Here is a 22,409-nt window from a genome sequence, read left to right on the forward strand (position 1 = left end):
AACGCGGCCAGCGTTTTACCGCATCACCCAGTGTCCGGCGCTCACTTCCTGATAATGCCGTGTTTCCGGCACAAATCCATTGGCACGCACCGGGCTCTTCAGCTCGCTGACGTCCACGTACCGTTTTAAATGGCGGCGCGCCGGATCGGGCACCGGCACCGACGCGAGCAGTTTTTGTGTGTAAGGGTGCTGCGGATTCTCAAAAATAGCCGCGCGCGGTCCAATCTCAACAATCTCTCCCAGCAGCATCACCGCCACACGATGGCTAATACGCTCCACTACCGCCATATCATGCGAGATAAACAGATACGACAGATTCAGGCTGTGTTGCAGATCGAGCAGCAGATTGATGATCTGCGCTTTCACGGTGACATCAAGGGCGGAAACCGACTCGTCGGCAATGATCATTTTCGGATCGAGCATCAGCGCACGGGCAATGCAGATGCGCTGACGCTGGCCGCCGGAAAATTCGTGCGGATAGCGTTTTAGCATGGTTGCGGGCAGGCCAACGCGCGTCATCAGTTCGGCCGCTTTGCTCTGTGCGGCGGCCTTACTGCCCAGCCGATGCTGTAAAAAAGGTTCGGTGAGGGCTTCCAGGACCGACATACGCGGGTTAAGGCTGGCAAACGGATCCTGAAAAATCATCTGCATGGCGCAGCGCAGCTTGCGCAGTTCTTGCCGGGAGAGGGTGAGCACGTCGCTGCCGTCAAAAGCAATCTGCCCGGAGGCCGGCTGCACCAGCCGCGTTAGCGAGCGGCCGGTGGTGGATTTACCACAGCCGGATTCGCCGACCAGCGACAAGGTTTCACCCGGCAGCAGATCAAACGAGATATTCTCCACAGCGTGCACCGCACCGGTTTTACGGCTGAACAGCCCTTCGTGAATGCTGAAGCGCGTGCTGAGGTTCTTCACCGACAGCAGCGGCGTTTGCCCTTGCGGCGTCTGCCGCGCCTGCGCCACCGGCGCTTCGCCGTTGAGCGCAAACTTACGCGGTCCATCGATGCCGCGCATGGCACCGAGCTGCGGCACGGTTGCAATCAGCGTGCGGGTATACTCTGCCGCCGGGGCAGAAAAAATCGCGGCGGTGCTGCCGGTTTCCACCATCGCGCCCTGATACATCACCAGCGTGCGGTCGGCGACTTCTGCCACCACGCCCATATCATGGGTGATGAACAGCACGGCGGTGCCTTCCTCCTCCTGCAGGGTCTTGATCAGGTCAAGGATTTGACCCTGAATCGTGACGTCGAGCGCCGTGGTCGGCTCGTCAGCAATTAGCAGTTTTGGACGCAGCGCCAGGGCCATGGCGATCATCGCGCGCTGACGCATGCCGCCGGAAAAGTGGTGCGGGTAATCACTGAAGCGTTTGGCCGCGTTGGGAATACGCACTTTTTCCAGCAGCCGGATGGTCTCCTCGCGGGCGGCACGTGCGCTGATTTTGCGGTGCGCGATCAGCGCCTCAGCAATCTGGTGACCGACAGTGAACGACGGATTAAGGCTGGTCATCGGCTCCTGGAATATCATCGCGATGGCATTGCCGCGGATATCGCGCATCGTCCGCTCGCTCAGCGTGAGCAAGTCCACGCCGTTCAGCAGCACTTTGCCGCTGATACGTGCGTGACGACTATTCAGCAGGCGCATGATCGCCATCGAGGTAACGCTTTTTCCTGAGCCCGACTCACCCACGATCGCCAGCGTTTCACCGGCCCCGAGGGTAAAAGAGACGTTTTTCACCACTTCGCGCCAGCGGTCATCACTGCGAAACGCGACGGTGAGATTTTCGATGCTCAGCACCGGCGGGTCAGCGCGATTCATTGTGCCGCCACAAAGCGCGCCGAGCGGGTGCTGACCGGCACAAAGGTAAAATCGGTATCGAACGGATAAGCCGGCTGCAACTTGCGCTTGCGCACCAGCCGTTCAACATACTGATCGACCACACCTTCCGACAGCGCCATCAGGTTGGGATTGGCAATCGGCGCCAGCTCGGGCGACAGGTAACCGGATTTTACCACCACAATTTTTGCCTGGCGCGGATCGAGTCCGAGCAGGGCGAAATCCGCCAGGTTGTGATAAGGACGACGCCGATCGGCAACCACCACGGTAATGCCTGCGATCTTCAGCAGCGCCTGACGGGCAACCGAACGGGCATCATCACTCAGCAGCAGCACGTCAAACTCGCCGCTGACTTTGCCGCCAGCAGGATCCAGCGTGGCACCGATAGTCAGGGAGAGCCGGGCACCGACGCCCGCGGCGAAGGCCGCCTCCGTGGCCGGTTTATCGGTAATGCCGGCAACGATGACATCCTGCGCATTTTGCCGCAGCAGTTCGGCCAGTACATCGGCCCGATCGCCCACGCCGCCGCCGGTTGGGTTATCGCCGGAGTCAGCGAGAATCACCGGCGCGGTATGACTGGAAATTGCCATGCGCACGCACTCTTCCGTACTGCCGGTCACGCAGCCAAACACAAATTGATCGCGCGCCTGCCAGTAAGCCAGCGCCAGTTTCGCTGCCTGTTCCGACAGCACATCAGCATCGGTACCGGTCATGATCGCGGCCGCCGTGGCGCGTGGCTCATCCGCCCAGACATAGCCCACCATCAGCGACGCATCCCAGATGTGTTCCAGCGCGTTAATGCCGGGCAGGCTGGCATACAGACTTTTGGCGGGTTCATCTTCGGTGCTGGTGCGTTCACCTGGCAGCACCACGGGGATCGGTGCCCACACCACGCCGGGCCGTACGCCGCTTTGCAGGCTATTAACCAGCATTGACACGGAACGACGCATGGTCTCTTCCACATCAATGTGCGGTGCCGTGCGGTAGGTCGAAAACATATCGATCGCGTCGATGATGCGCTGCGTGACATTGCCGTGCAGATCGTAGCTGACGCTAATCGGACAATCGGGCCCGACCAGCTCGCGCGTCGCGCTGATCCAGTCGCCTTCCGCGTCTTCCATCCCTTCGACATAAACCGCGCCGTGCATCGCCAGGTAAACGCCATCCACGGGCAAATACGCCTCGAGCCGACGGAGAAACTCCTGCTTGAAGGCATCATAGGTCACACGTGCCACCGGTCCACCGGCAATGGCGCGGGCGTGAAATGTCGGCAGAAATTCGGCCGCGTAATCCTGCAGAAAGGCGAAATAGGGATTGGTCGTCATCGCTTCACCCCGCACGATGCGGAAGTCGTCGGCGTAATTGAGCACCGGATTCCAGGTACTGCATTCAGTATGAATTCCACCATAGGCAATGCGCATAACAGACTCCGCTAGTCGGGTAAGTGAACGATAAAACGGTAAGCCGCCACACTGGCTGCGGCGCGGGCCCAGCTGAACTGATCAATCGCCATGCTGGCGATGGGCGTCTTGCCCATGATTGAAGGCAACACGTGACTATCTACCGCCTGCATCACCACCGTTCTGAGCAGGCCGTCGAACGCATCCGGCTGATGGGCGATGACAATCATCTCCGGATCGTTCATCTGAATGATATTGGCAATGGCGAGGCCAAGTGCGTCACCTGCCTGGTGCAGAATGGCGATCGCGGCGCTATTGCCTTTTACCGCCAGCGCTTCCAGTTCGGCGACGCTGGTGCAGGGCAGCTGTTTGTCACGCATGCTTTCACGCATCGCAGTGAGCGACGCCAGCGTATCAAGGCAGCCGCGTTTGCCGCAGCGGCACGGACGCCCGCCCGGCTCTACGGTACAGTGAGCAATTTCACCGGCCCCACCGTGCGCGCCGCGGTGCAGCTGCCCCTGAAAGAAGTGCGCAGAGCCAATGCCGTCGCCGTGGGAAATCAGGGTGAAATTCCGTGCCTTTTTCGCCACGCCGAAAATCTTTTCGCTGACCGCCAGAGCTTTGGCATCGTTTTCCAGTGACACCTCCAGACCGGTTTGCGCGTTAAGCAGTGCCGCCAGCGGGACGTTTTTCCAGCCCAGCAGGGCAGACTGAACGCACACCGCCTGGTTTTCATCCACAAAGCCGGAAAGCGTGACGCCCAGCCCGATAAGCTGGTCGGCGGAGATGCCTTTTTGTGCAAGCAGACCGGGGATGGCGGCGGCCAGCGCACCAGCCAGCAGCGCAGGATCGGGATTCAGCGGCATGTGGGTACTGGCCAGGATGCGACCGTGCATATCCGTCAGCACCAGATACACATCGTCACCGAGCAACGACGCACCGAGAAAATAGGCGCTGTCGGCACGCATTTTTAATAACACCGAAGGCCGACCCTGACCGTTACTTTCCGGAATGCTCTCCTCAAGCAGTCCTGCGCTAAGCATCTCTTTGATTAATGTGCTGATTGCGGCTTTACTCAGCTTCATTTTTTCCGCAATTGCCGTGCGGCTCATGCCATGCGAAGAAATTAATAAACGCAGAATTTGTTGCTGATGAGCATTAAGCATCCGGATTCTCACGGCACAGGCTGTATTTGGCCGACAATAATCAGCCATGAAAACAAATTCAAGCGTATTTAGTTTATTTTCTGAATGCAGATCGAATTATAAGTAAAATATATGAACTGACATCTTGGCTTTTGTTTGCAGAGTGTGCCTTATATAGCGTCGAGCCCGTTCTTCTGCTGCCGTTAACATGATCAAAGCGTATGGCAGGCGATGGCGTGCAATGACAGTCAGCTGCCTGCCGGGCAATGACTCTTCACTCTTTGTCACTGATTCACTGAGGCCTTCATGCAAAGCACACTCAAGCATTTCAGGATACTGACACTTGCCGCGGGTATTCTGGCGTCGTTTTCCAGCGCATCGGTTTTGGCTGCTCAGCTGGTCATTATGCAAAACGAACCGCCGCGCAGCATGGACCCGGGCAATCAGACCGCGACCTTTACCGGCACGGTGCTGGACCCGATGTATGAAGGCCTGACGCGGCTCGGTGACGATGGCAAAATCATGCCGGCCCTGGCGCTCTCCTGGCATGCCGACGACAGCGGACTGCACTGGGAATTTACGCTGCGTCCCAACGTTAAATTCCACGATGGCACGCCATTTAATGCCGATGCGGTCGTTGAAAACTTTCAGCGTCATCTGGATACGAAGCGCGGTCTTGCCGGAAGTGGGAAAATTCGCACCTTTATTCAGGACGTGCAGAAAAAAGATGACTTAACCGTCACCTTTACACTGAAGAAAATTAATCCGGCGTTTTTAACTGTGCTGGCCTCCGGTCCGGGATTAATAGTGAGTCCACAAGCTGACAAAGCCGGCACGATCAATAATAAAGCCGACGGTACCGGACCCTATAAACTGGCGCAGTATAAATCCGGTGAATTTGTCCTGGAGCAGAAGAATCCGGACTATTGGGGCAAGTCTGCCGGGCCGGACGAAATAAAATGGACCTGGAGCAGTGAGCCGTCAGTCATGAATATGGCGCTGCAATCCGGTCAGGTCGATATTATTAACCCGGTGCCGCCGCAATTTGCCGGCATGTTAAAAAATAATCCCGGCGTGCAGTTAAAACAGTCGCCGGGCGCGGCGGTATTCTGGATCGATCTCAATACACAGAGTAAAGCCCTCAGCGATGTCAGAGTCCGCCAGGCGCTGAACTTCGCGACCGACCAGCAGGCGCTGGTAAAAGCGGTGATGTTTGGTTATGCGCAGCCGGCCAATTCCCCGCTGGCGCCGGTCGATGCCAACTACGACAAAGCGTTGCATGACTATCCGTACGATGTGCAGAAAGCCAAAGACCTGCTTAAGGCAGCGGGCTATGCCGACGGCTTCGCCATGTCGATTGCCGTGCAGGCACCCGACGCACGCACTGCGCAGGTTCTGCAGGGTATGTGGAGCAAAATTGGCGTCAAACTCAGCGTGCGTCAGATGGAGAGCGGCGTGTGGGCCAAAGCGGCGTTTGCCGATGCCAAAGAGAAAGCCGCGCAGGGGACGGACGCGGTGCTGGCGTCCTGGTCCTCGGGGCTGTACGGCTCGGATCTGCAGTTGCGTCCGCTGTATCACAGCAGCAGCTTTGCGCCCGGCGGGGCCAACCTCGGCTTCTTCAGCGACAAACGTACCGATGAGCTAATCGATAGCGCCGCCTCCACGCTCGACGGTGCCCAGCGCAAAGCGCTCTATTTCCAGGCACAGCAGCGGATCAGCGGACTCGCCCCGCAGGTGCTGCTCTACTATCAGGACGATCTGTATGCGACGCGCAAAAATATCAGTGGCGTGACAATGCAACCGGGCGGCCAGATTGTGGTTCGTGATGCCGTGAAAAAATAGTGCTGATGGCTGATTGATATGAAAGCGTATGTCGCAAAAAAGGTGCTCTCGCTGCCGTTAATTATCTTCGGTGTGTCGATCATCGTGTTTATCGCCATCCGCGCGTTGCCGGGCGATCCGGCACGCCTGATGGCCGGCCCGGAAGCGCCGCAGGAAGCGGTGGACAGTATGCGCGTGCGGCTCGGTCTGGATCAGCCTTTGCCGCTGCAATACGTCAGGTTTGCCGGTGAAGCGCTGCATGGCAATCTTGGGCTGTCGCTGCAGTCGCAGCGTCCGGTGATGACCGAAATCAGCGAACGCCTGCCGTACACGCTGTCGCTGGCGGCGCTGGCGTACCTGCTGGCGATTGCCATCGGCGTGCCGGCGGGCATGACCGGGGCCATTTACCGGCAGCGCATTCCCGATCAGATCGTCATGGTACTGACCATTGCCGGTGCCTCGATTGCGAACTTCTGGCTGGCGTTGCTGGCGATGAACTACTTTGCGGTACAGCTCGGCTGGCTGCCGCTACTCGGTGCTGATTCGTGGCGCAACTATGTGATGCCGACCGTTACGCTGGCGATTCTCCCGATGGCGATGATTGCGCGGATGACGCGCTCCAGCATGCTGGATGTGCTCAGTCAGGATTACATCCGTACCGCCAGAGCCAAAGGGTTATCGTCGGCCAGCGTTAACTGGAAACACGCGCTGCGCAATGCGCTGATACCGATTGTCACCATCGTCGCGCTGAATTTTGGCAGCCTGATCGGAGGTGCAGTGGTGACAGAGTCGGTGTTTAACTGGCCGGGTATTGGCCGCCTGCTGGTGGATTCGGTGAAATACCGCGACTATCCGGTGATTCAGGGCGTAACGTTAGTGGCGGTAACCGGCGTGGTGTTGATGAATCTGGTCGGTGAGATAGTGATTGGCTTGCTCAACCCGAAAATAAGGTTCGACTGATGAACAGTTTCGACACGTCTCTCCAGCCGCCGCCCGCGCGCCGCCGCCAGATCGTGAGGTTTTTGCTTGGCAACCCTTCCATCACGACCGGAGGCGGGCTGGTGCTGCTGGTGGTGCTGGCTGCCCTTTTTGCACCGCTGATCACTCACTGGGATCCCATCGAGCAAGATCTGTTGAACACGTTGCAGGCACCTTCCGTTGCCCACTGGTTCGGCACCGATGATTACGGCCGCGATATTTTTGCCCGCGTCATTTATGGCGCGCGCATCACGCTATTTGAGGTGAGTCTCAGCGTGGCCATCTCAATGGCGATCGGCATTCCTCTGGGCATCATCTCGGGGCTGGCTGGACGCAAAATTGATGCGCTGATCATGTGGCTGATGGATATTATTTTCGCCTTCCCCGGCATCGTACTGGCGATTCTGATTGTCAGCGTGCTCGGCGAGGGGCTGACAAACATGCTGATCGCCATTTCGTTGTTCTCGATCCCGGTGTATGCACGTCTGAGTCGCAACCTGACGCTGGGACTGAAAAATATGGAGTATATCGAAGCGGCGCATATGCTTGGCGTGCGATACCCGCGCATTATCACGCACTATATTCTGCGCAACGCCATTGGCCCGCTGATTGTACAGTCGACGCTGACGGCTGGTGCGGTGGTGCTTTCTGCCGCCAGTCTGTCGTTTCTCGGGCTCGGCGTGCAGCCGCCGATGCCGGAGTGGGGCACCATGATGAGCGATGGCCGCAACTTTCTCGGGCTAAATATTTACGTCTCCCTATTTCCCGGACTGGCGATTTTGATTACCGTGCTCGGTTTTAATGTGCTGGGCGACGGCCTGCGCGATGTAATGGATAAACGTTTATGACTCACCCGCACTCAACCGTGATCTGCCTCGATTTGGGCGGCTCCTTTATTAAGCTTGGCGTGATGGATACACAGGATCGGCTTACCCTGCTCGATCAGCAAAAAATCCCGGCGATGGACTGGCAGGCTTTTTGCGCCAGAGTCAGCGAGATGATCGCCGGGCAGCATAACCATTTCAGCAGCCAGGCGGCTGTCGCCATCTCCACGGCGGGCATTGTGGCACCGCAAACCGGCGAAATGTTTGCCAGCAACATCCCGGCTTTTCACCGGCGTAATCTGGCGCGGGAACTGGGTGAGGTGCTGCAGCGGCCGGTGATCGCGCACAACGACGCCGACTGCTTTGCCCTGGCCGAGGCGCTGGCCGGCAGCGGCAAAGGGCACAAAGTGGTGTTTGGCGCGATTCTCGGTTCCGGCGTGGGCGGTGGTCTGGTGGCGGACGGCCGCATTATTACCGGACAAAACGGCCTGACCGGCGAATGGGGCCACGGGCCGATTACCCTCACGGAAGTGACGCTGGCGCATCGTCGCGTGCGCGTGCCGCGCCAGGCGTGCCCGTGCGGCCAGACAGGGTGTCTGGACACCTACGGCGGCGCGCGCGGACTGGAAACGCTGCATCAGGTATTGCACGCTGAAAGCGCCAGCAGCGTGGAAATCATTGCTCGCTGGCAGCAGGCAGAAGCGCGGGCGCAGCAGACGATAGAAGCCTGGCTGCAACTGGTAAGCGAGCCGCTCGCCTACACCATTAACATTACCGGCGCGTCGCGGGTGGCGGTAGGCGGCGGCCTGGCTTCGGTCACCCCGCTGATTGCTGCGCTTAATGATGCGGTGCAGCGCTGTGTGTTGCGCAGCACAGCGCATGCGCTGGTGGTGCCGGGCGAGTTTGCCCACCAGGGCGGCATGGTGGGCGCGGCGCTGCTGGCGCGGCAGGCGCTCAGCGCGTCCTGAGCTTTTGCCCTTTCGCCCGTTGCAGGCGCTTTTCGGTTACCGTGTTGCGCTCAAGACTTCGTTGAACCCGATTCAACCTTAAATGCGCTAAGCTTGACGCGCTAAAACCCGCAGCAAAGAGGCTGGTGAACAGACACTGTCGCCAGCCTCTTTGCTGTTTTTTTCACCTGCGGTACGGAAAAAAACATGTCATCAGTACAACCTCAACTCTCTCAGCTTCCGGACGAGGCCTCGCTGCCGCGTCACAGCGTGCCAAAAGCGCTGTTCGCGCTGGGCACCGGTGGATTTGCCATCGGCACCGGTGAATTTGTCATCATGGGCCTGCTGCCCGATGCGGCGAAAGGCCTGAACGTCACCATTCCTGAGGCCGGCCATCTCATCAGCATTTATGCCCTCGGCGTAGTGATTGGCGCGCCGCTGCTGGCTATTCTCGGCGCACGGGCTTCACGACGTAATTTCCTGATGACGCTGATGGGCCTGTTTGCGCTGGGTAATCTGCTGAGCGCTGTCGTGCCGGGCTACTCTGCGATGCTGGTGGCCCGTTTTCTGGCGGGCTTTCCGCACGGCACCTTCTTTGGCGTTGCGGCGCTGGTAGCGGCAGGACTGGTGGAGCGCGCGCGGCGCGCGCAGGCGGTGTCGATGGTGCTGCTGGGATTAACCATCGCCAACCTGATTGGCGTACCTGCCGTTACCGCCATCGGCCAGTGGTTTGGCTGGCGTGATGCGTTTGCCATCGTCGGCGGACTGGCGCTGCTGACGCTGTTACTGGTGTGGCTTTGGGTTCCCAATGTGGCCGGTGACAAGCAGGCCAGTCCACTGCGCGAGCTCTCGGCGCTGACGCGCAAGCAGGTTCTGCTGACGCTGGCGATTGGCGCGATTGGTAGCGGCGGCATGTTCTCGGTATTCAGTTACGTTAAACCCACCATGATGGAACTGGCCCACCTGCCGGAAAATCTGGTGCCGGCGATACTGGCGCTGTTTGGTCTTGGCATGATTATCGGCAACCTTGTCGGGGGACGTCTGGCCGATCGCGGGCTGGAGAAAACCATCCGCATTATACTGGTGTGGTCGCTGCTGGTATTGAGCGCGTTTGTCTTCGCGGCGCATTATGCGCTGGCGGGCGCGCTTAACGTGATGCTGGTCGGTACCATGGTGGCGCTGGGAAGCGTGCTACAAATCCGCCTGATGGACGTGGCCGGTGATGCACAAACCCTGGCGGCCGCACTTAATCACTCAGCGTTTAACATTGCCAACGCGCTGGGGGCGTGGCTCGGCGGCATCACCATTTCCGCCGGGCTGGGCTGGCAGTCCACCGGCTGGGTTGGGGCCATTCTGTCCGTGCTGGGGCTGCTGATTCATGCCGTTGCGGTGCGCGATGCGCGCCGGACGCCGGCGCTGGTCATAAAATAATTTTTACCGCGCGGGAATAAACGCCGCGCTGGTTCGTCTTATGCCCACTTTTCCTTACTGAGTTGGCTAAGATGAACTTTAAACCTACGGTCAGACATCTGCCGTTGTTACTGCTGGTGGTCATTATTCCCGGATTACTGCTGGTGCTGTTCCTTGCTGCAGGCGGCTGGCTGACGCCGCAGCGCCTCAGTGCGCAAAGTCTGGTGCAGTCGCTGCAGCAAAACAGCGGTGTGCATCCGGGATACCGGCGCAATCATGCCAAGGGCGTGTGTGTTACCGGTGATTTTACCTCCAGCGGCAACGCGGCGTTTCTGTCACGCGCCAGCGTTTTCCAGCCAGGCACGGTGCCGGTGATTGGCCGCTTTGCCATTGCCGGCGGTAATCCGCACGCGCCGGACTATGGCGTGCCGGTGCGCAGCCTGGCGCTGGAATTTCAGCTGGCGCACGGCGAGCAGTGGCGTACCGGCATGAACGCGCTGCCGTTTTTCCCGGTCAGTACGCCGCAGGCTTTTTACGATCAGCAGCAGGCCAGTCGACCGCTGCCGCAGACCGGCAAACCTGATGCGCAAAAGCTGATGACGTTTACCGTTGCCCATCCCGAAGTTAAACCTTTCTTTGCCTGGGTAAAAACCCACGTACTGGCCGCCAGCTGGGCGCAGGAGCAGTACAACAGCCTGAATGCCTTCCGCTTTACCAATGCGCAGGGGGAAACGCGCTTTGTGCGCTGGAGTCTGGTGCCGCGTACGCCATGGCAGCCGATCAGTGCCGCTCAGCAGCAGCAGCCGGATTATCTGCAGAGCGACCTGCACGACCGGCTGGCGACCGCACCGCTGAAGTGGGATCTGGTGATCAGCGTGGCTCAGCCCGGTGATGCGGTGAACGATGCCAGCAAGATGTGGCCAGCCGATCGGCAGCAGGTTGTCGCCGGTACGCTGACGCTGCGCGACAGCAGCCCGCAACAGGGCGGCAGCTGCAATGACATCAATTACGATCCGCTGATCCTGCCACAGGGCATCAGCGGTTCGGACGATCCGCTGCTCAACGCGCGCTCCGCCGCTTACGCGAAATCTTTCAATCTGCGCACGGCTGAACAGGCGCGCCAGCAGGAGAAAAAATCATGAGTCACCAGACAACCCTGTTTCATCCGCTGCTGCGCATCGTACACTGGTTGATGGCGCTGGCCGTGCTGACCATGCTATTTATCGGCGTGGCGATGGTGGCGGATATCTCGGCTGCCCATTCACTGCTGCTGGCGATACACAAACCGCTCGGCGTGGTAATCGCGTTGCTGGTGGTCGTGCGTATCGGGCTGCGGCGTTACTATGGTGTGCCCGCCATGCCCGCGTCGGTGCCTGGCTGGCAGCAAACGGTGGCACATTTGACCCATCTGGCGCTCTATTTACTGATGCTGGCGCAACCGCTGGTAGGCTGGGCAATGCTGTCGGCAGGCGGGTTTCCGGTGACAATTGGCGAGGGGCTGGTGCTGCCGCCGCTGCTGCCGGTTAGCGTGGAAAGTTATGCCGTGCTGCGCCCGTTACACTCGCTGCTGGCGTTTAGTCTGTTTGCGCTGATTCTGGCCCATCTGGCTGCCGCGCTGCTGCATGGTCTGATTTTACGTGATGGCGTGCTGAGTAGCATGACCGGCCTGCGCCGGGTGCGAGAGCAAAAATAATGTCTGCATTGAGCGATGACGAAATCCGCGCATTACTGCCGCATTTGCAGCGTTTTGCGCTGGGGCTGACGCGTGAGCGCATGGCCGCTGAGGATCTGGTACAAAACACGCTGGTCAAAGCACTGGACGCGGCGCGCGATGAAACGCGCAGTCTGCGTGCCTGGCTGTTTTCCATTCTCTGGCATCAGTTTATTGATGGCGAACGGCGCCGCAAGCGCTGGCAGGCGATTATGACGCTGTTCAGCCGCGCCGAGCCCTTTGCCGAGTCGGCTGAGCATCACGCCATCGCCGATGAGATGCTGGCGCTGTTCGCCCGTCTGCCGGCTGACAGTCGCGCATTGCTGCTCCTGGTTAACGTGGAAGGCATGCGTTATCAGGAAGCAGCTGACACGCTGGACATTCCGCTGGGCACCGTGATGTCACGGTTGTCGCGGGCGAGAAAACAGTTGCAGCACATGACCGAAGGCCTGCCGGCCCCGGTGACGTTGAGGAGATTAAAATGAATATCCCGCCCGATGAGAACCAGCTGCACGCCTGGCTGGATGGTGAACTGGATAGTGCCAGCCATCAGGCCGTCAGCGACTGGTTGGTGCAGCATCCTGACATCGCCGCCCAGGTTGAGGGCTGGCGTCAGGACAAGCTGCGCTTGCAACAAAGCCTGCAGCGCAATATGGCGCGAACCACCTTTACGCCACTGCAGCCGGCACAGCTGCGCCAGCGGCGTGCGCGGCAGCGTTATCAGCGGCTGGCGCTGGCCTGCTCGCTGGTGCTGGCGTTGGGGATCGGCAGCCTGTCCGGCTGGCAGATGACTGAACGCTTACAGAATCATCCGTTACCGATGGAGGATGCGGTACAGGCTTACCGGTTATTCGGCGATGGCGCGCAGCAGGCGACGATGGACATTAGCACCCACCAGACGACACAGCTGGCCAGCTGGCTGGGCCGCTATTTTATCAACGGTACGCTGCCGCCCAATCTGGAGCGCTTTGGCTATCAGCTCATCGGCGCGCGCCTGATGGCGAATGAGCATGGCGCCTCGGCGCTGGTGCTGTATCAGACCGCCAGCGGCACGCGCGTTGGCTGGTACATCCGCCCGCAGACCGTGCGGCTGGAAAAGGGATCGCGCCAGGCGGACAACCTGGTGGCGCAATACTGGAGCGATCGCCACTATAACTATGCGCTGGTGAGCCCGATGAGCGGCGAAGCCGCACCGGCGCTGCGTGCTGCGATAGGCAGCGAAGTGGGCTAATTCATTTGCCTGCCAGCTTGGCCTGCAGGAACGTCATAAATACCCGATTGATCTCGCTGCGCTGGCGATGCTGCGGATACAGCGCATTCAGGTGCAGCGAGGCCGGATGCCAGTCATCCAGTACCGTCACCAGCTCACCTCGCGCCAGCGCCGGAGCCACGATAAACTCCGGCAGCAGGATCATCCCCAGCCCGGCGACGGCCGCATCACGCAACATTTCTCCGTTATTGCTGACCATCGGTCCCTGGACCGCCAGCACTTTACGCGTGTCGCCCTGAAACAGCTCCCAGCCGGTCTGGCTTTCACGCCCATAGCGCAGACAGAGATGGTGCAGCAGATCCTCCGGCTCACGCGGTGCGCCGGCGCCCTGCAGGTAGGCCGGGCTGGCGCAGATCACGCGGCGGAATTCCCCCAGCCGTTTGGCGATCAGGCTGGAGTCCGGCAGCGTGCCGATGCGAATCGCCATATCAAAACCTTCACCCACCATATCCACATGCCGATCGGCCAGTTCCACCTGGAACTGGATACAGGGATGCTGGCTCAGGAATTCGGCGATATAAGGGGAAAGATGGCTGATGCCGAACGACATCGGCACGCTGAGACGAAAACTGCCGCGCAGCACCTGACGACGACCAGACACCGCCAGTTCGGCTTCCTGTACATCATCCAGAATGCGCTGCGCATGCTGGGCAAACAGCTGGCCGTTGTCGGTAACGGACAGTTTGCGCGTGTTGCGATTCAGCAAACGCGCCCCGAGCGACTCTTCCAGCGCGGCGATGCGTCGGCTGACGTATTGCTTCGAGAGCATCAGCTGTTCAGCCGCAGCGGTAAAGTTGCCCGCTTTGATTACGGCGACGTAAATCCGGAGATCTTCAATCTGCATATTGTCCACTTATCTGTGACAGTCATTGTCATACAGGCGCATTGTTGGGCAAATCAGTTTACGTATACTGGTCAGCAACGGGAAGGGCCTTCGCCCTCCAGCTAAAAATTTAAGGAGCAGACCATGATTGAACAACGACTGTCCGAACAACGTGGCTTAGGCGATCACGGCTGGCTGCATTCACGCCATACCTTTTCGTTTGCCAGCTACTGGGACCCACAACAGACCGGTTTCTCCGATCTGCTGGTGATTAACGATGATCAGGTAGCACCGGGTCGCGGTTTCGGTGCGCATCCGCACAACAACATGGAGATTATCTCTTACGTGCTGGAAGGCGCGCTGGAGCATAAAGATTCCATGGGTACCGGTTCGGTTATCGTGCCCGGTGACGTGCAGCTGATGAGCGCTGGCAGCGGCGTGACGCACAGCGAGTTTAACCACTCGAAACAGGATAATGTGCACTTCCTGCAGATCTGGATTGTGCCGGCAGAACGCGGTACCGAGCCAGGTTACCAGCAGGTGTCAGTGGCAGAGGCCGACAAACGCGGTCAGCTGCGCCTGATTGTTTCGCCACAAGGCGACAACGGCTCGCTGCGCGTACGTCAGGATATGCGTATTTACGCGGGACTGTTTGACGGTGCCGAGCAGCAGACGCTGGAACTGGCTAACGATCGCTATGCTTACATTCATGTGGCGCGCGGCAGCATTGAAGTGAATGGCGTGAGCTTTAAAGCCGGCGATGGCGCGCGCGTACGCAATGAGACGGCGCTGCAGTTCGCTAACGGTAACAACGCTGAAGTGCTGGTGTTTGATTTACGACCAGTAGAAGTTAATCATCCGCAGCGTTAATTCATTACGCGGTAAGTCAGCGAGGCATGGCGTGAACCTTCACGCCATGCCTTTTTATTTGGCTTAAGGTACGAATAATAACCAGCACCTGACAGGTCCGGCATAAAATAGGAATTTTTACCTTCCACAAAAATGCAAAGCCCCTTAAATTTGCCTCCAGGATAAGCACGCTACGCCAAGTATTTGGCGGCTAAACAACAAACAAAGTTAACACTATTACATTCCATTAGAATTAATGGTAATGAGGATTTTGATGGTTTTAAAACGCAGCTTTAATATCGCAGTGGTATTGGTTCTAGCCTTTTCTGTAACGGCTTGTGGCATGTCTCATCGTGGCCGCAACACCGCCATTGGCGCCGGTGTGGGTGCGGTGGGCGGCGCTGTTCTGACCGGTGGCAGCACCTTCGGTACCCTCGGCGGCGCGGCTATCGGCGGCCTGATTGGTCACGAAGTCAGCCGTTAATTTTACCGGTACTCAGGATTTCGCCAGCAGGAATGCTGGCGAAATCATTTCACTTCATAACCCGCCGTCAATAGCCCCGCGTTGAAATATTCATCGGCCAGAAATTTCTTTATTTAGTCCGGCCATCAATTATTACCGCTACCGCTTAAAAAATATTAATCGATCTGTAGCTGATGAATCATCAGAGCGGCGCGGGCGGCTTCTTTGCCTTTTTTAATAAAATGTTCGGTATAAAACGCTTCAATCGCATCGACCGGCTGAAAATTGTGCGGAGTGAGTGATACCGAAAACACCGGAACATTGGTGGTGAGCTGCACATTCATCAGGCCATCGACGACGGCCTGCGCGACAAAGTCATGGCGATAGATGCCACCGTCGACCACCAGCGCGGCGCAGACAATCGCATCAAATTTGCCGGTTTCGGCCAGGCGTTTGGCCAGCAGCGGCATTTCAAACGCGCCGGGTACATCGTAGCTTTTTAATGTATTTTCGACGCCTTGTTCGGTCAGTTCCTGCTCAAATCCCACCAGCGCGTTGTTCACGATCGCCTGATGCCATCCTGCTTTGATAAAAGCCACACGAAACTTATTCATAATGCTTCCATGATTAGCTGAAAAATTTATAAGTGAATAATAAAAAAGTCTTTTTTATCATCTGCCCGCTATCCGTCTGGTATACCATATGTTGCAATTTTGATCCACAACGCGGGCAGTGCGGTTAACGTGCTGCTTGACGCCAGCCAGCGCCTGCAATACAAATAGACGCGTCGGGGGAGTCTCGCCTGAGAGACTGAGAGGCTAATAGCGCACTGCGCGGCTTAGCGACCCTTTGAACCTGACCCAGTTGATACTGGCGTAGGAAGACTGACGGTTTGATGTGCAAAGCCGTCTGACGCAAAGGCGAGCCCGATCGCTGGCGTCGATTCCCTTCACCTGTATCTGCGGGTCTCAGTTATCACTGAGAGGCCGATGTGAATTCCCCAGATTATTTACCGGAACGTTGTTCATGAGCCGCTGGAGCGTGCTCGGTAGCGGCGTGTCCGGGCTTTGTGTCGCCACGCTGCTGGCTGAGCGCGGCGAAACCGTCGAGGTCATTGACGATGAAGCACGTCAGCCTGCTTCGTGGTTTGCCGGTGGCATGCTGGCGCCGTGGTGTGAAGCAGAAAGCGCGCCAGCCGACGTAATTACCCTCGGCCAGCATGCTGCGGCATGGTGGCAAACGCGCGTCAGCAGCGTGGTGCATCAGGGCACGTTAGTGCTGGCACCGCCGCGTGATAACCCGGAGTTAAACCGCTTCGCGCGCATGACGACGGCGCATCAATGGGTTGATCCGGCGTCGCTCGAACCGGCGCTGGAAAACCGGTTTGCGCGCGGACTGTTTTTCCCGCGCGAAGCACATCTTGATCCGCGCCGCGCGCTGGCTGAGCTGCGTGACAAACTGCTGCAGCGCGGCGTCCGCTTTGATGCGCGCCAGCCATCGGGCCAGATCATCGACTGTCGCGGTATCCATGCCAGAGCGCAACTCTCCGGCCTGCGCGCGGTGCGCGGGGAAATGCTGATCCTGCAGAGTCATGAGGTGACATTTTCCCGGCCGATTCGTCTGCTCCATCCGCGTTTTCCCTGTTATCTGGTGCCGCGTCGCGACGGCCACTTCATGCTCGGCGCCACCATGATCGAAAGCGACGATGCCAGCGCTATCAGCGCGCGCGCCATGATGGAACTGCTCAGCGCGGCCTACACCCTGCACCCGGCGCTGGCGGAAGCGCGCGTCATCGAAAGCGGAAGCGGTCTGCGTCCGGCATGGCCGGCTAATCTGCCGGAAATCCACTATCACAACGGTATTTTTTATCTTAACGGCATGTATCGTCATGGTTTTCTGCTGGCACCAATGATGGCAGAACAGCTGATGCAGCGCCTGTCCGGGGAGGTTAGCCATGAATATTCAGCTTAACGGCCGCATCATCAGCACTGAGGCCACCAGCCTCAGCGAATTGCTGATCGAACAGCAAATCGACGCGGCCTGTGTTGCCACCGCCTGCAATGGCGATTTTGTGCCGAAAGGTCAGTATGCCAGCCTGCAGTTACAGGAAGGCTGGCAGCTGGAAGTCCTGTCACCGATGCAGGGAGGCTGAGCGATGTTTTACGATTTTACACCGCAGTCACGCTTGCTGCTCGGCACCGCAGGCTACCCTTCACCGGCGATTTTGCAGCAGGCGATCGCCGCATCCGGCAGTGAAATTATCACTGTCAGCCTGCGCCGCGAAGGCACGGCGGGCGCGGCTTTTCGCGAGCTGCTGACGGGCCTGAATGTGCGCGTGCTGCCCAATACCGCTGGCTGCCACACGGTCAAAGAGGCGGTCACCACCGCGCACATGGCGCGCGAGTTGTTTAACACGCCGTGGATCAAGCTGGAAGTGATTGGTCATGCCGACACGCTGCAGCCCGATCCGTTCGCGCTGGTCGAAGCGGCACGCATTCTGTGCGCCGACGGCTTCCAGGTGTTTCCCTACACCACGGAGGATCTGATTGTCGGTGAAAAACTGCTGGCCGCCGGCTGTGAACTGCTGATGCCGTGGGGCGCGCCCATCGGCTCCGGCCAGGGATTACGAAATATTGACGGGCTGCGGGCGATGCGAGCCTGGTTCAGCGATATTCCACTGATCATTGATGCCGGCATCGGCGCGCCGTCACAGGCAGCGCAGGCTATGGAGATGGGCTTCGATGCCATCCTGCTCAATACCGCCGTGGCGAAAGCGGGCGATCCGGTGGCGATGGCGCGCGCGTTCAGCCAGGCGATCGCCGCCGGGCAGGGCGCGCGCGATGCCGGGCTGATGGAGAAGCGTGATATGGCCGTGGCCTCAACGCCGATCTTCGGCCTCGCTAACCTGAACTAAGGAGCGCGCAATGGAACGCTACCAACGCCAGATGATGCTGCCGGAAATTGGCGTCGTCGGGCAGCAGAAACTGGCTCGCGCCCGCGTGCTGGTAGCCGGTGCCGGTGGGCTGGCCGCCACGCTGCTGCCTCAGCTGACGGGCGCGGGCGTCGGTCAGCTGTGCCTGTACGATGATGATCAGGTCGCGCTGCATAACCTGCATCGCCAGACGCTGTTCACCCTGCAGGATGTGGGTCGCAGCAAAGCTGTGGCGGCGCAGCAGGCTTTGCAGCAGCGCAATCCTGAGGTGCAAATCGAAGCGGTGCCCGAGGCGCTGAGCGCCAGCAATATCGCGCAGGCGCTGACGGGGTGCGATCTGGTGATTGATGCCGCCGATAACTTCGCGGTGACTTACCAACTGTCTGATGCCTGTTTCCAGGCAGGCATACCGCTGATCAGCGCCTCGGTGCTGGGTCGTCAGGGCTATGCTGGCGGTTTTTGCGGCGGCGCGCCGAGCTATCGTGCGCTGTTTCCGCAGCTGCCTGCTTCCGCGGCTAACTGTAACACCGCTGGCGTGATGGGCCCGGCCGTGGCGGCGCTGGGGGCGATGCAGGCGCAGATGGCGCTCAGCGTACTGCTCGGGCTGCAACCCTCACCGCTCGGCTGCATGGTCAACTGTGACTTCGTCAGCTGGCACTTTCGTTCGTTCCGCTTTGATGCGGCACAGGAACCGGCCCAGCCCGGCGTGCCGTTTATTGATGCTCACCTGTTACAACCCGGAGACTGCATTGTGGAGCTGCGCAGCTGCGAAGAGGCGCCTGCCAGCGTGGCCGATCGGGTTGAGCGCGTATTGCCGCACGAACTGGACGCCTGGCAGCCACCGGCGGATCGCCGCATCGTACTGGTCTGCGCCAGCGGCATCCGGGCGGCGCAGGCGGCCAGCGCGCTGGCGCAGCGCGGCTTTAATCAGCTGGCGATTCTGGCGGCGCGCCGGCCATGACGCAGGACATCCGCTTTGACCAGGTGAGCTTTGCCTGGGGCGAAAAACAGCTATGCGATCGGCTCAATTTGCAACTGCGCGGCGGCAAAACCACGGTGCTGCTGGGCTGCAGCGGCATTGGTAAAAGCACGCTGCTGCGTCTGGTGGCCGGCTTAGTGCAGCCGCAGCAGGGCAGCCTGAGCGGTATTGCGCAGCACGTGGCATGGATGGGGCAGCAGGATCTGCTCTATCCGTGGCTGACGGTGCTGGAGAACGTGATGTTGACGGCGCGTCTAAGCGGTGCGAAGCCGGACCGCGTGCGGGCGCACCATTTGCTGGCGCAGGTGGGACTGGAAGACGAGGCGCAAGCCGCGCCCTCACAGCTCTCGGGTGGTATGCGGCAGCGGGTCGCGCTGGCGCGCACGCTGTATGCGCAGCGCGAGCTGGTGCTGATGGATGAGCCGTTCGCCACGCTGGATGTGATGACTAAACACCAGCTGCAAACGCTGACCGCGACGCTGCTGCGCGGCAAAACGGTGCTGCTGGTGACGCACGATCCGCTGGAAGCCTGCCGTATGGCCGATGACATTCTGCTGTTGCACGGCCAGCCGCTGCAGATGACGCACTGGCCTGTGCCGAACGGTACGGTGCCGCGCGCGCTCAATGATGCCGGACTGCTGCAGGCGCAGGCCGAACTCTTTTCCCGACTGAATTCCTATGAAAAAGCTGAGTAGTGGTATCTACCTGATCGCGGTGGTGCTGGGCGTGTGGCTGCTGGCGCGCCACAACGGCGTACCGGCATTTCTGCTGCCGGCACCGCAGGCGGTGCTGGAGGCTCTGTGGCAAAAGCGGCAGCTGCTCGCGCATCACGCAATGTTCACGCTGGCGGAAATTGTGCTGGCGCTGCTGCTGGGCGTCGGCGGTGGCGTGGTGCTGGCGGTGCTGATGGCTTCCAGCCCGCTACTGCGTCGGGTGCTGTTTCCGCTGGTGACGGCCAGCCAGACCATCCCGGTATTTGCGCTGGCCCCGCTGCTGGTGCTGTGGCTGGGTTTTGGCATCGCGTCAAAAGTCGTGGTGGCGGCGCTGATTTTGTTTTTCCCGCTGTGCCTGTCGCTGTTCGACGGTTTATGCCGTACGCCTGCCGGCTGGCTGGAGCTGGCGCAAACGCTGTATCCCTCGCGCTGGCGAATTTTCTGGCGCGTGCGCTGGCCGGCTGCGCTGCCGCAGTTTTTCGCCGGCCTGCAAATGGCGGTGGTGCTGGCACCCATTGGGGGGGTGATCGGCGAGTGGGTTGGTGCCAGCGAAGGGTTGGGCTACCTGATGATGCAATCCAACGCGCGGCTGGAAACGGCCACCAGTTTTGCCGCACTGCTGCTGTTAATGAGCCTGGCGCTACTGCTCTCAGCGGCCGTGGCGCTGGTGCGTAAAAAATTTCTCTGGCAATCATACTAAGGAACTTGAGTGAATAGACTTCTTCGTGCCATCGCTTCGTTACTGCTGCTGGCCACCATCAACGCGCAGGCAGCCGAAAAGGTGCGGCTGCTGCTCGACTGGTTCATTAACCCTAACCACGCGGCGATCTTTGCCGCTCAGTACAGCGGGGCGTTTAAACAGCAGGGGCTGGATGTCGACATGATCGCACCGGCGGATTCCGCATCGGTACCGCTGTTGCTGGCGGCAGGTAAAGCGGATCTGGCGATTAGCTATCAGCCGCAGCTCTATACGCTGGTGGACAAGCAGGTGCCGGTGATCCGGGTTGGTACCCTGATTAACCAGCCGCTGAACACCCTGACAGCGGTATCGGGCGATATCCACAGTATTAAAGATTTCGCCGGTAAATCGATTGGCTATGCGATTCCCGGCGCGGAAGATGTGGCTATCCGCAATATGCTGAAATCGCAGGGCGTCGACGTTAACAGCGTGAAACTAGTAAATCTGAATATGGACGCCGTCTCCGCGCTGCTGACGCATAAAATTGACGGCGCGCTGACCATCTTCCGTAACTACGAGCTGCTGGATTTGCAGGACAAAGGCGCAAAGCCGGTGTCGTTTAAACCGGAAGATTACGGCGTGCCGGCCTACGATGAGTTGATTATTCTGGCCAACAGCAACACGGCGGCAAACGATCCCCGCATCCCGGCATTTCTGCGTGGGCTGGATGCGGGCATCGCCTGGCTGCGCGCTCACCCGCAACAGGTGTGGCAGGCGTTCATTAAGCGTTATCCTGAACTGGATACGCCGCTCAATCATCAGGCCTGGCAGGCGACGCTGCCTTATTTTGCAACGCACAGTGCGGAATTTAATCAGGCGCGTTATCAGGCATTTGGTGAATATATGAAAGCCAATGGGCTGATCACCACCGTGGCGCCACTGGCGCGCTATTCACTGTAATCCATCCGCTTGCGCCGTTTTCCCGGGCCGGGAGAACGGCGCGCGTTGACATTGCGTGCGGCCGGGGGACAAACGGAGACCCGCATCCCCGGTTTTCGGAAAATACTGGATTTCTGTGACTGTTATCACTGCGCGGGTAACGCTAAAATAAATACTTCTCATTTAGCAGAAGGTTTTTCGTCACGATGTTTTCGCGTTTCACACTGGCCACGTTAACGGCCACACTCCTGCTCACCGGCTGCGCGCGTCATGCTGCCAGCGACAGCAGCGCTGATGCTGCCGCCGCAGAAGCCCCGGTTACCGCTTCCGCTCCGGTCGAAAACAACGACAGCGCTTCGCCGTTTGCCAGCGGACCGACCGTCATCAATGTCTCCCATCTGGTGACGCGCACCGACGATGGCTCATCCGTGTACGTGACGGTGGATGGCCAGGAAGCCGGACTGCTGCAAAAGGGCGAGAGTAAAGAGCTCCGCGTTCCGGCCGGTAAACACCAGATTGGCGGCTACGTGCAAACACTGTTTGGTTTTGGCAAAGTGACGATTCCTGCGGTCGATGTCACCACAGACACCAATGGCCCGAAAAACGTGGTCTATTCCGTTACGCGGCAAAAACCGCAGTTCAGCGAAAGCGCTGCCACGCCAAACAACTCCTGATTGACTGCGGTGCGGGCCAGAT

Annotated in this window: 24 protein-coding genes and 1 riboswitch; of the genes, 19 read left to right on the forward strand and 5 right to left on the reverse strand. The window is 59.3% G+C overall.

All coding sequences use genetic code 11. From position 1 onward, the window contains the following. Positions 1 to 15: 15 nt before the first annotated feature. Genes OXR61_RS10200 through OXR61_RS10210 form a run of 3 tightly spaced genes read right to left on the reverse strand, consistent with a single transcriptional unit; the run spans position 16 to position 4,396 of the window. Positions 16 to 1,812: an ABC transporter ATP-binding protein gene (locus OXR61_RS10200; RefSeq protein ID WP_021508904.1), complete on the reverse strand. Its 1,797-nt coding sequence runs from the start codon at positions 1,810 to 1,812 to the stop codon at positions 16 to 18. Then, entirely contained in the window at positions 1,809 to 3,251 is a 1,443-nt protein-coding gene (locus tag OXR61_RS10205; protein WP_267412022.1) for a M81 family metallopeptidase, read from the reverse strand. The genes OXR61_RS10200 and OXR61_RS10205 overlap by 4 nt, the downstream gene beginning before the upstream one ends. Before the next feature lie 11 nt (positions 3,252 to 3,262). Next, the gene (locus OXR61_RS10210) at positions 3,263 to 4,396 is read right to left on the reverse strand and encodes an ROK family transcriptional regulator (RefSeq protein WP_031279975.1); all 1,134 of its coding nucleotides are present in this window, start codon (positions 4,394 to 4,396) and stop codon (positions 3,263 to 3,265) included. A gap of 285 nt (positions 4,397 to 4,681) precedes the next feature. On the opposite strand from OXR61_RS10210, the gene OXR61_RS10215 reads away from it, so the two are divergent. From OXR61_RS10215 to OXR61_RS10255, 9 genes are all read left to right on the forward strand, one after another. Beyond that, on the forward strand, positions 4,682 to 6,217 hold the full coding sequence (locus OXR61_RS10215) for an ABC transporter substrate-binding protein (protein WP_031279976.1): 1,536 nt from the start codon (positions 4,682 to 4,684) through the stop codon (positions 6,215 to 6,217). Between the two features lie 18 nt (positions 6,218 to 6,235). Further along, entirely contained in the window at positions 6,236 to 7,156 is a 921-nt protein-coding gene (locus OXR61_RS10220; protein ID WP_021508908.1) for an ABC transporter permease, read from the forward strand. Next, positions 7,156 to 8,022 carry an ABC transporter permease gene (locus tag OXR61_RS10225; protein WP_021508909.1) on the forward strand — a complete coding sequence of 289 codons (867 nt, stop codon included), beginning with the start codon at positions 7,156 to 7,158 and terminating at the stop codon, positions 8,020 to 8,022. The genes OXR61_RS10220 and OXR61_RS10225 overlap by 1 nt, the downstream gene beginning before the upstream one ends. Continuing rightward, positions 8,019 to 8,966: an ROK family protein gene (locus tag OXR61_RS10230; protein WP_267412028.1), complete on the forward strand. Its 948-nt coding sequence runs from the start codon at positions 8,019 to 8,021 to the stop codon at positions 8,964 to 8,966. Before OXR61_RS10225 ends, OXR61_RS10230 begins: the two co-directional genes overlap by 4 nt. A 186-nt stretch (positions 8,967 to 9,152) precedes the next feature. Then, positions 9,153 to 10,376, forward strand: coding sequence for an MFS transporter (locus OXR61_RS10235; RefSeq protein ID WP_021508911.1), 1,224 nt, complete (start codon positions 9,153 to 9,155; stop codon positions 10,374 to 10,376). 71 nt (positions 10,377 to 10,447) lie between these two features. After that, a complete protein-coding gene (locus OXR61_RS10240) occupies positions 10,448 to 11,497 on the forward strand; it encodes a catalase family peroxidase (protein WP_021508912.1) in 1,050 nt (349 codons plus the stop codon). Continuing rightward, a complete protein-coding gene (locus OXR61_RS10245) occupies positions 11,494 to 12,048 on the forward strand; it encodes a cytochrome b/b6 domain-containing protein (RefSeq protein ID WP_021508913.1) in 555 nt (184 codons plus the stop codon). Before OXR61_RS10240 ends, OXR61_RS10245 begins: the two co-directional genes overlap by 4 nt. Then, positions 12,048 to 12,551 carry a sigma-70 family RNA polymerase sigma factor gene (locus OXR61_RS10250; RefSeq protein ID WP_021508914.1) on the forward strand — a complete coding sequence of 168 codons (504 nt, stop codon included), beginning with the start codon at positions 12,048 to 12,050 and terminating at the stop codon, positions 12,549 to 12,551. The genes OXR61_RS10245 and OXR61_RS10250 overlap by 1 nt, the downstream gene beginning before the upstream one ends. Beyond that, positions 12,548 to 13,297, forward strand: coding sequence for a hypothetical protein (locus OXR61_RS10255; protein ID WP_021508915.1), 750 nt, complete (start codon positions 12,548 to 12,550; stop codon positions 13,295 to 13,297). Before OXR61_RS10250 ends, OXR61_RS10255 begins: the two co-directional genes overlap by 4 nt. Position 13,298: 1 nt before the next feature. On the opposite strand, the gene OXR61_RS10260 is transcribed toward OXR61_RS10255, so the two are convergent. Beyond that, entirely contained in the window at positions 13,299 to 14,180 is an 882-nt protein-coding gene (locus tag OXR61_RS10260) for a LysR family transcriptional regulator (RefSeq protein ID WP_021508916.1), read from the reverse strand. A gap of 123 nt (positions 14,181 to 14,303) precedes the next feature. Between OXR61_RS10260 and OXR61_RS10265 the strand changes: the two genes are divergently transcribed. After that, complete coding sequence (locus tag OXR61_RS10265) at positions 14,304 to 15,029, forward strand: pirin family protein (RefSeq protein WP_021508917.1); 726 nt, start codon at positions 14,304 to 14,306, stop codon at positions 15,027 to 15,029. A gap of 253 nt (positions 15,030 to 15,282) precedes the next feature. Further along, positions 15,283 to 15,492, forward strand: a complete 210-nt coding sequence (locus OXR61_RS10270) for a glycine zipper 2TM domain-containing protein (RefSeq protein WP_031279978.1) — start codon at positions 15,283 to 15,285, stop codon at positions 15,490 to 15,492. 155 nt (positions 15,493 to 15,647) lie between these two features. Here the strand turns inward: OXR61_RS10270 and OXR61_RS10275 are convergent, their stop codons facing one another. Further along, positions 15,648 to 16,085: a 6,7-dimethyl-8-ribityllumazine synthase gene (locus tag OXR61_RS10275; protein ID WP_021508918.1), complete on the reverse strand. Its 438-nt coding sequence runs from the start codon at positions 16,083 to 16,085 to the stop codon at positions 15,648 to 15,650. 165 nt (positions 16,086 to 16,250) lie between these two features. Next, positions 16,251 to 16,370: riboswitch (TPP riboswitch) on the forward strand. A 127-nt stretch (positions 16,371 to 16,497) separates the two neighbouring features. Here OXR61_RS10275 and OXR61_RS10280 point away from each other — a divergent pair. The 8 genes from OXR61_RS10280 (at position 16,498) to OXR61_RS10315 (ending at position 22,387) form a co-directional block, all read left to right on the forward strand. Further along, positions 16,498 to 17,442, forward strand: a complete 945-nt coding sequence (locus OXR61_RS10280) for an FAD-dependent oxidoreductase (protein WP_021508919.1) — start codon at positions 16,498 to 16,500, stop codon at positions 17,440 to 17,442. Next, positions 17,426 to 17,623, forward strand: coding sequence for a sulfur carrier protein ThiS (gene thiS, locus OXR61_RS10285; RefSeq protein WP_021508920.1), 198 nt, complete (start codon positions 17,426 to 17,428; stop codon positions 17,621 to 17,623). Before OXR61_RS10280 ends, thiS begins: the two co-directional genes overlap by 17 nt. Before the next feature lie 3 nt (positions 17,624 to 17,626). Continuing rightward, positions 17,627 to 18,385, forward strand: a complete 759-nt coding sequence (locus tag OXR61_RS10290; RefSeq protein WP_010615680.1) for a thiazole synthase — start codon at positions 17,627 to 17,629, stop codon at positions 18,383 to 18,385. Positions 18,386 to 18,395: 10 nt separating this feature from the next. Next, positions 18,396 to 19,364, forward strand: a complete 969-nt coding sequence (locus tag OXR61_RS10295; protein WP_021508921.1) for a HesA/MoeB/ThiF family protein — start codon at positions 18,396 to 18,398, stop codon at positions 19,362 to 19,364. After that, positions 19,361 to 20,077, forward strand: a complete 717-nt coding sequence (locus OXR61_RS10300) for an ATP-binding cassette domain-containing protein (RefSeq protein WP_021508922.1) — start codon at positions 19,361 to 19,363, stop codon at positions 20,075 to 20,077. Before OXR61_RS10295 ends, OXR61_RS10300 begins: the two co-directional genes overlap by 4 nt. Then, complete coding sequence (locus OXR61_RS10305) at positions 20,061 to 20,795, forward strand: ABC transporter permease (RefSeq protein WP_267412031.1); 735 nt, start codon at positions 20,061 to 20,063, stop codon at positions 20,793 to 20,795. The genes OXR61_RS10300 and OXR61_RS10305 overlap by 17 nt, the downstream gene beginning before the upstream one ends. A 9-nt stretch (positions 20,796 to 20,804) precedes the next feature. Further along, positions 20,805 to 21,734 carry an ABC transporter substrate-binding protein gene (locus OXR61_RS10310; protein ID WP_021508924.1) on the forward strand — a complete coding sequence of 310 codons (930 nt, stop codon included), beginning with the start codon at positions 20,805 to 20,807 and terminating at the stop codon, positions 21,732 to 21,734. Positions 21,735 to 21,919: 185 nt separating this feature from the next. Beyond that, entirely contained in the window at positions 21,920 to 22,387 is a 468-nt protein-coding gene (locus OXR61_RS10315; RefSeq protein WP_021508925.1) for a hypothetical protein, read from the forward strand. Positions 22,388 to 22,409: the final 22 nt, after the last annotated feature.

Origin of the sequence: Pantoea sp. GM_Pan_4, assembly GCF_026541005.1 — a bacterium.
GTDB lineage: Bacteria > Pseudomonadota > Gammaproteobacteria > Enterobacterales > Enterobacteriaceae > Pantoea > Pantoea dispersa.

What these genes read in the sequence shown, in the direction of transcription:
- OXR61_RS10200 (WP_021508904.1), bottom strand. Translation starts at nt 1,812, where the DNA reads ATGAATCGCGCTGACCCGCCGGTGCTGAGCATCGAAAATCTCACCGTC.
- OXR61_RS10205 (WP_267412022.1), bottom strand. Translation starts at nt 3,251, where the DNA reads ATGCGCATTGCCTATGGTGGAATTCATACTGAATGCAGTACCTGGAAT.
- OXR61_RS10210 (WP_031279975.1), bottom strand. Translation starts at nt 4,396, where the DNA reads ATGCTTAATGCTCATCAGCAACAAATTCTGCGTTTATTAATTTCTTCG.
- OXR61_RS10215 (WP_031279976.1), top strand. Translation starts at nt 4,682, where the DNA reads ATGCAAAGCACACTCAAGCATTTCAGGATACTGACACTTGCCGCGGGT.
- OXR61_RS10220 (WP_021508908.1), top strand. Translation starts at nt 6,236, where the DNA reads ATGAAAGCGTATGTCGCAAAAAAGGTGCTCTCGCTGCCGTTAATTATC.
- OXR61_RS10225 (WP_021508909.1), top strand. Translation starts at nt 7,156, where the DNA reads ATGAACAGTTTCGACACGTCTCTCCAGCCGCCGCCCGCGCGCCGCCGC.
- OXR61_RS10230 (WP_267412028.1), top strand. Translation starts at nt 8,019, where the DNA reads ATGACTCACCCGCACTCAACCGTGATCTGCCTCGATTTGGGCGGCTCC.
- OXR61_RS10235 (WP_021508911.1), top strand. Translation starts at nt 9,153, where the DNA reads ATGTCATCAGTACAACCTCAACTCTCTCAGCTTCCGGACGAGGCCTCG.
- OXR61_RS10240 (WP_021508912.1), top strand. Translation starts at nt 10,448, where the DNA reads ATGAACTTTAAACCTACGGTCAGACATCTGCCGTTGTTACTGCTGGTG.
- OXR61_RS10245 (WP_021508913.1), top strand. Translation starts at nt 11,494, where the DNA reads ATGAGTCACCAGACAACCCTGTTTCATCCGCTGCTGCGCATCGTACAC.
- OXR61_RS10250 (WP_021508914.1), top strand. Translation starts at nt 12,048, where the DNA reads ATGTCTGCATTGAGCGATGACGAAATCCGCGCATTACTGCCGCATTTG.
- OXR61_RS10255 (WP_021508915.1), top strand. Translation starts at nt 12,548, where the DNA reads ATGAATATCCCGCCCGATGAGAACCAGCTGCACGCCTGGCTGGATGGT.
- OXR61_RS10260 (WP_021508916.1), bottom strand. Translation starts at nt 14,180, where the DNA reads ATGCAGATTGAAGATCTCCGGATTTACGTCGCCGTAATCAAAGCGGGC.
- OXR61_RS10265 (WP_021508917.1), top strand. Translation starts at nt 14,304, where the DNA reads ATGATTGAACAACGACTGTCCGAACAACGTGGCTTAGGCGATCACGGC.
- OXR61_RS10270 (WP_031279978.1), top strand. Translation starts at nt 15,283, where the DNA reads ATGGTTTTAAAACGCAGCTTTAATATCGCAGTGGTATTGGTTCTAGCC.
- OXR61_RS10275 (WP_021508918.1), bottom strand. Translation starts at nt 16,085, where the DNA reads ATGAATAAGTTTCGTGTGGCTTTTATCAAAGCAGGATGGCATCAGGCG.
- OXR61_RS10280 (WP_021508919.1), top strand. Translation starts at nt 16,498, where the DNA reads ATGAGCCGCTGGAGCGTGCTCGGTAGCGGCGTGTCCGGGCTTTGTGTC.
- thiS (WP_021508920.1), top strand. Translation starts at nt 17,426, where the DNA reads ATGAATATTCAGCTTAACGGCCGCATCATCAGCACTGAGGCCACCAGC.
- OXR61_RS10290 (WP_010615680.1), top strand. Translation starts at nt 17,627, where the DNA reads ATGTTTTACGATTTTACACCGCAGTCACGCTTGCTGCTCGGCACCGCA.
- OXR61_RS10295 (WP_021508921.1), top strand. Translation starts at nt 18,396, where the DNA reads ATGGAACGCTACCAACGCCAGATGATGCTGCCGGAAATTGGCGTCGTC.
- OXR61_RS10300 (WP_021508922.1), top strand. Translation starts at nt 19,361, where the DNA reads ATGACGCAGGACATCCGCTTTGACCAGGTGAGCTTTGCCTGGGGCGAA.
- OXR61_RS10305 (WP_267412031.1), top strand. Translation starts at nt 20,061, where the DNA reads ATGAAAAAGCTGAGTAGTGGTATCTACCTGATCGCGGTGGTGCTGGGC.
- OXR61_RS10315 (WP_021508925.1), top strand. Translation starts at nt 21,920, where the DNA reads ATGTTTTCGCGTTTCACACTGGCCACGTTAACGGCCACACTCCTGCTC.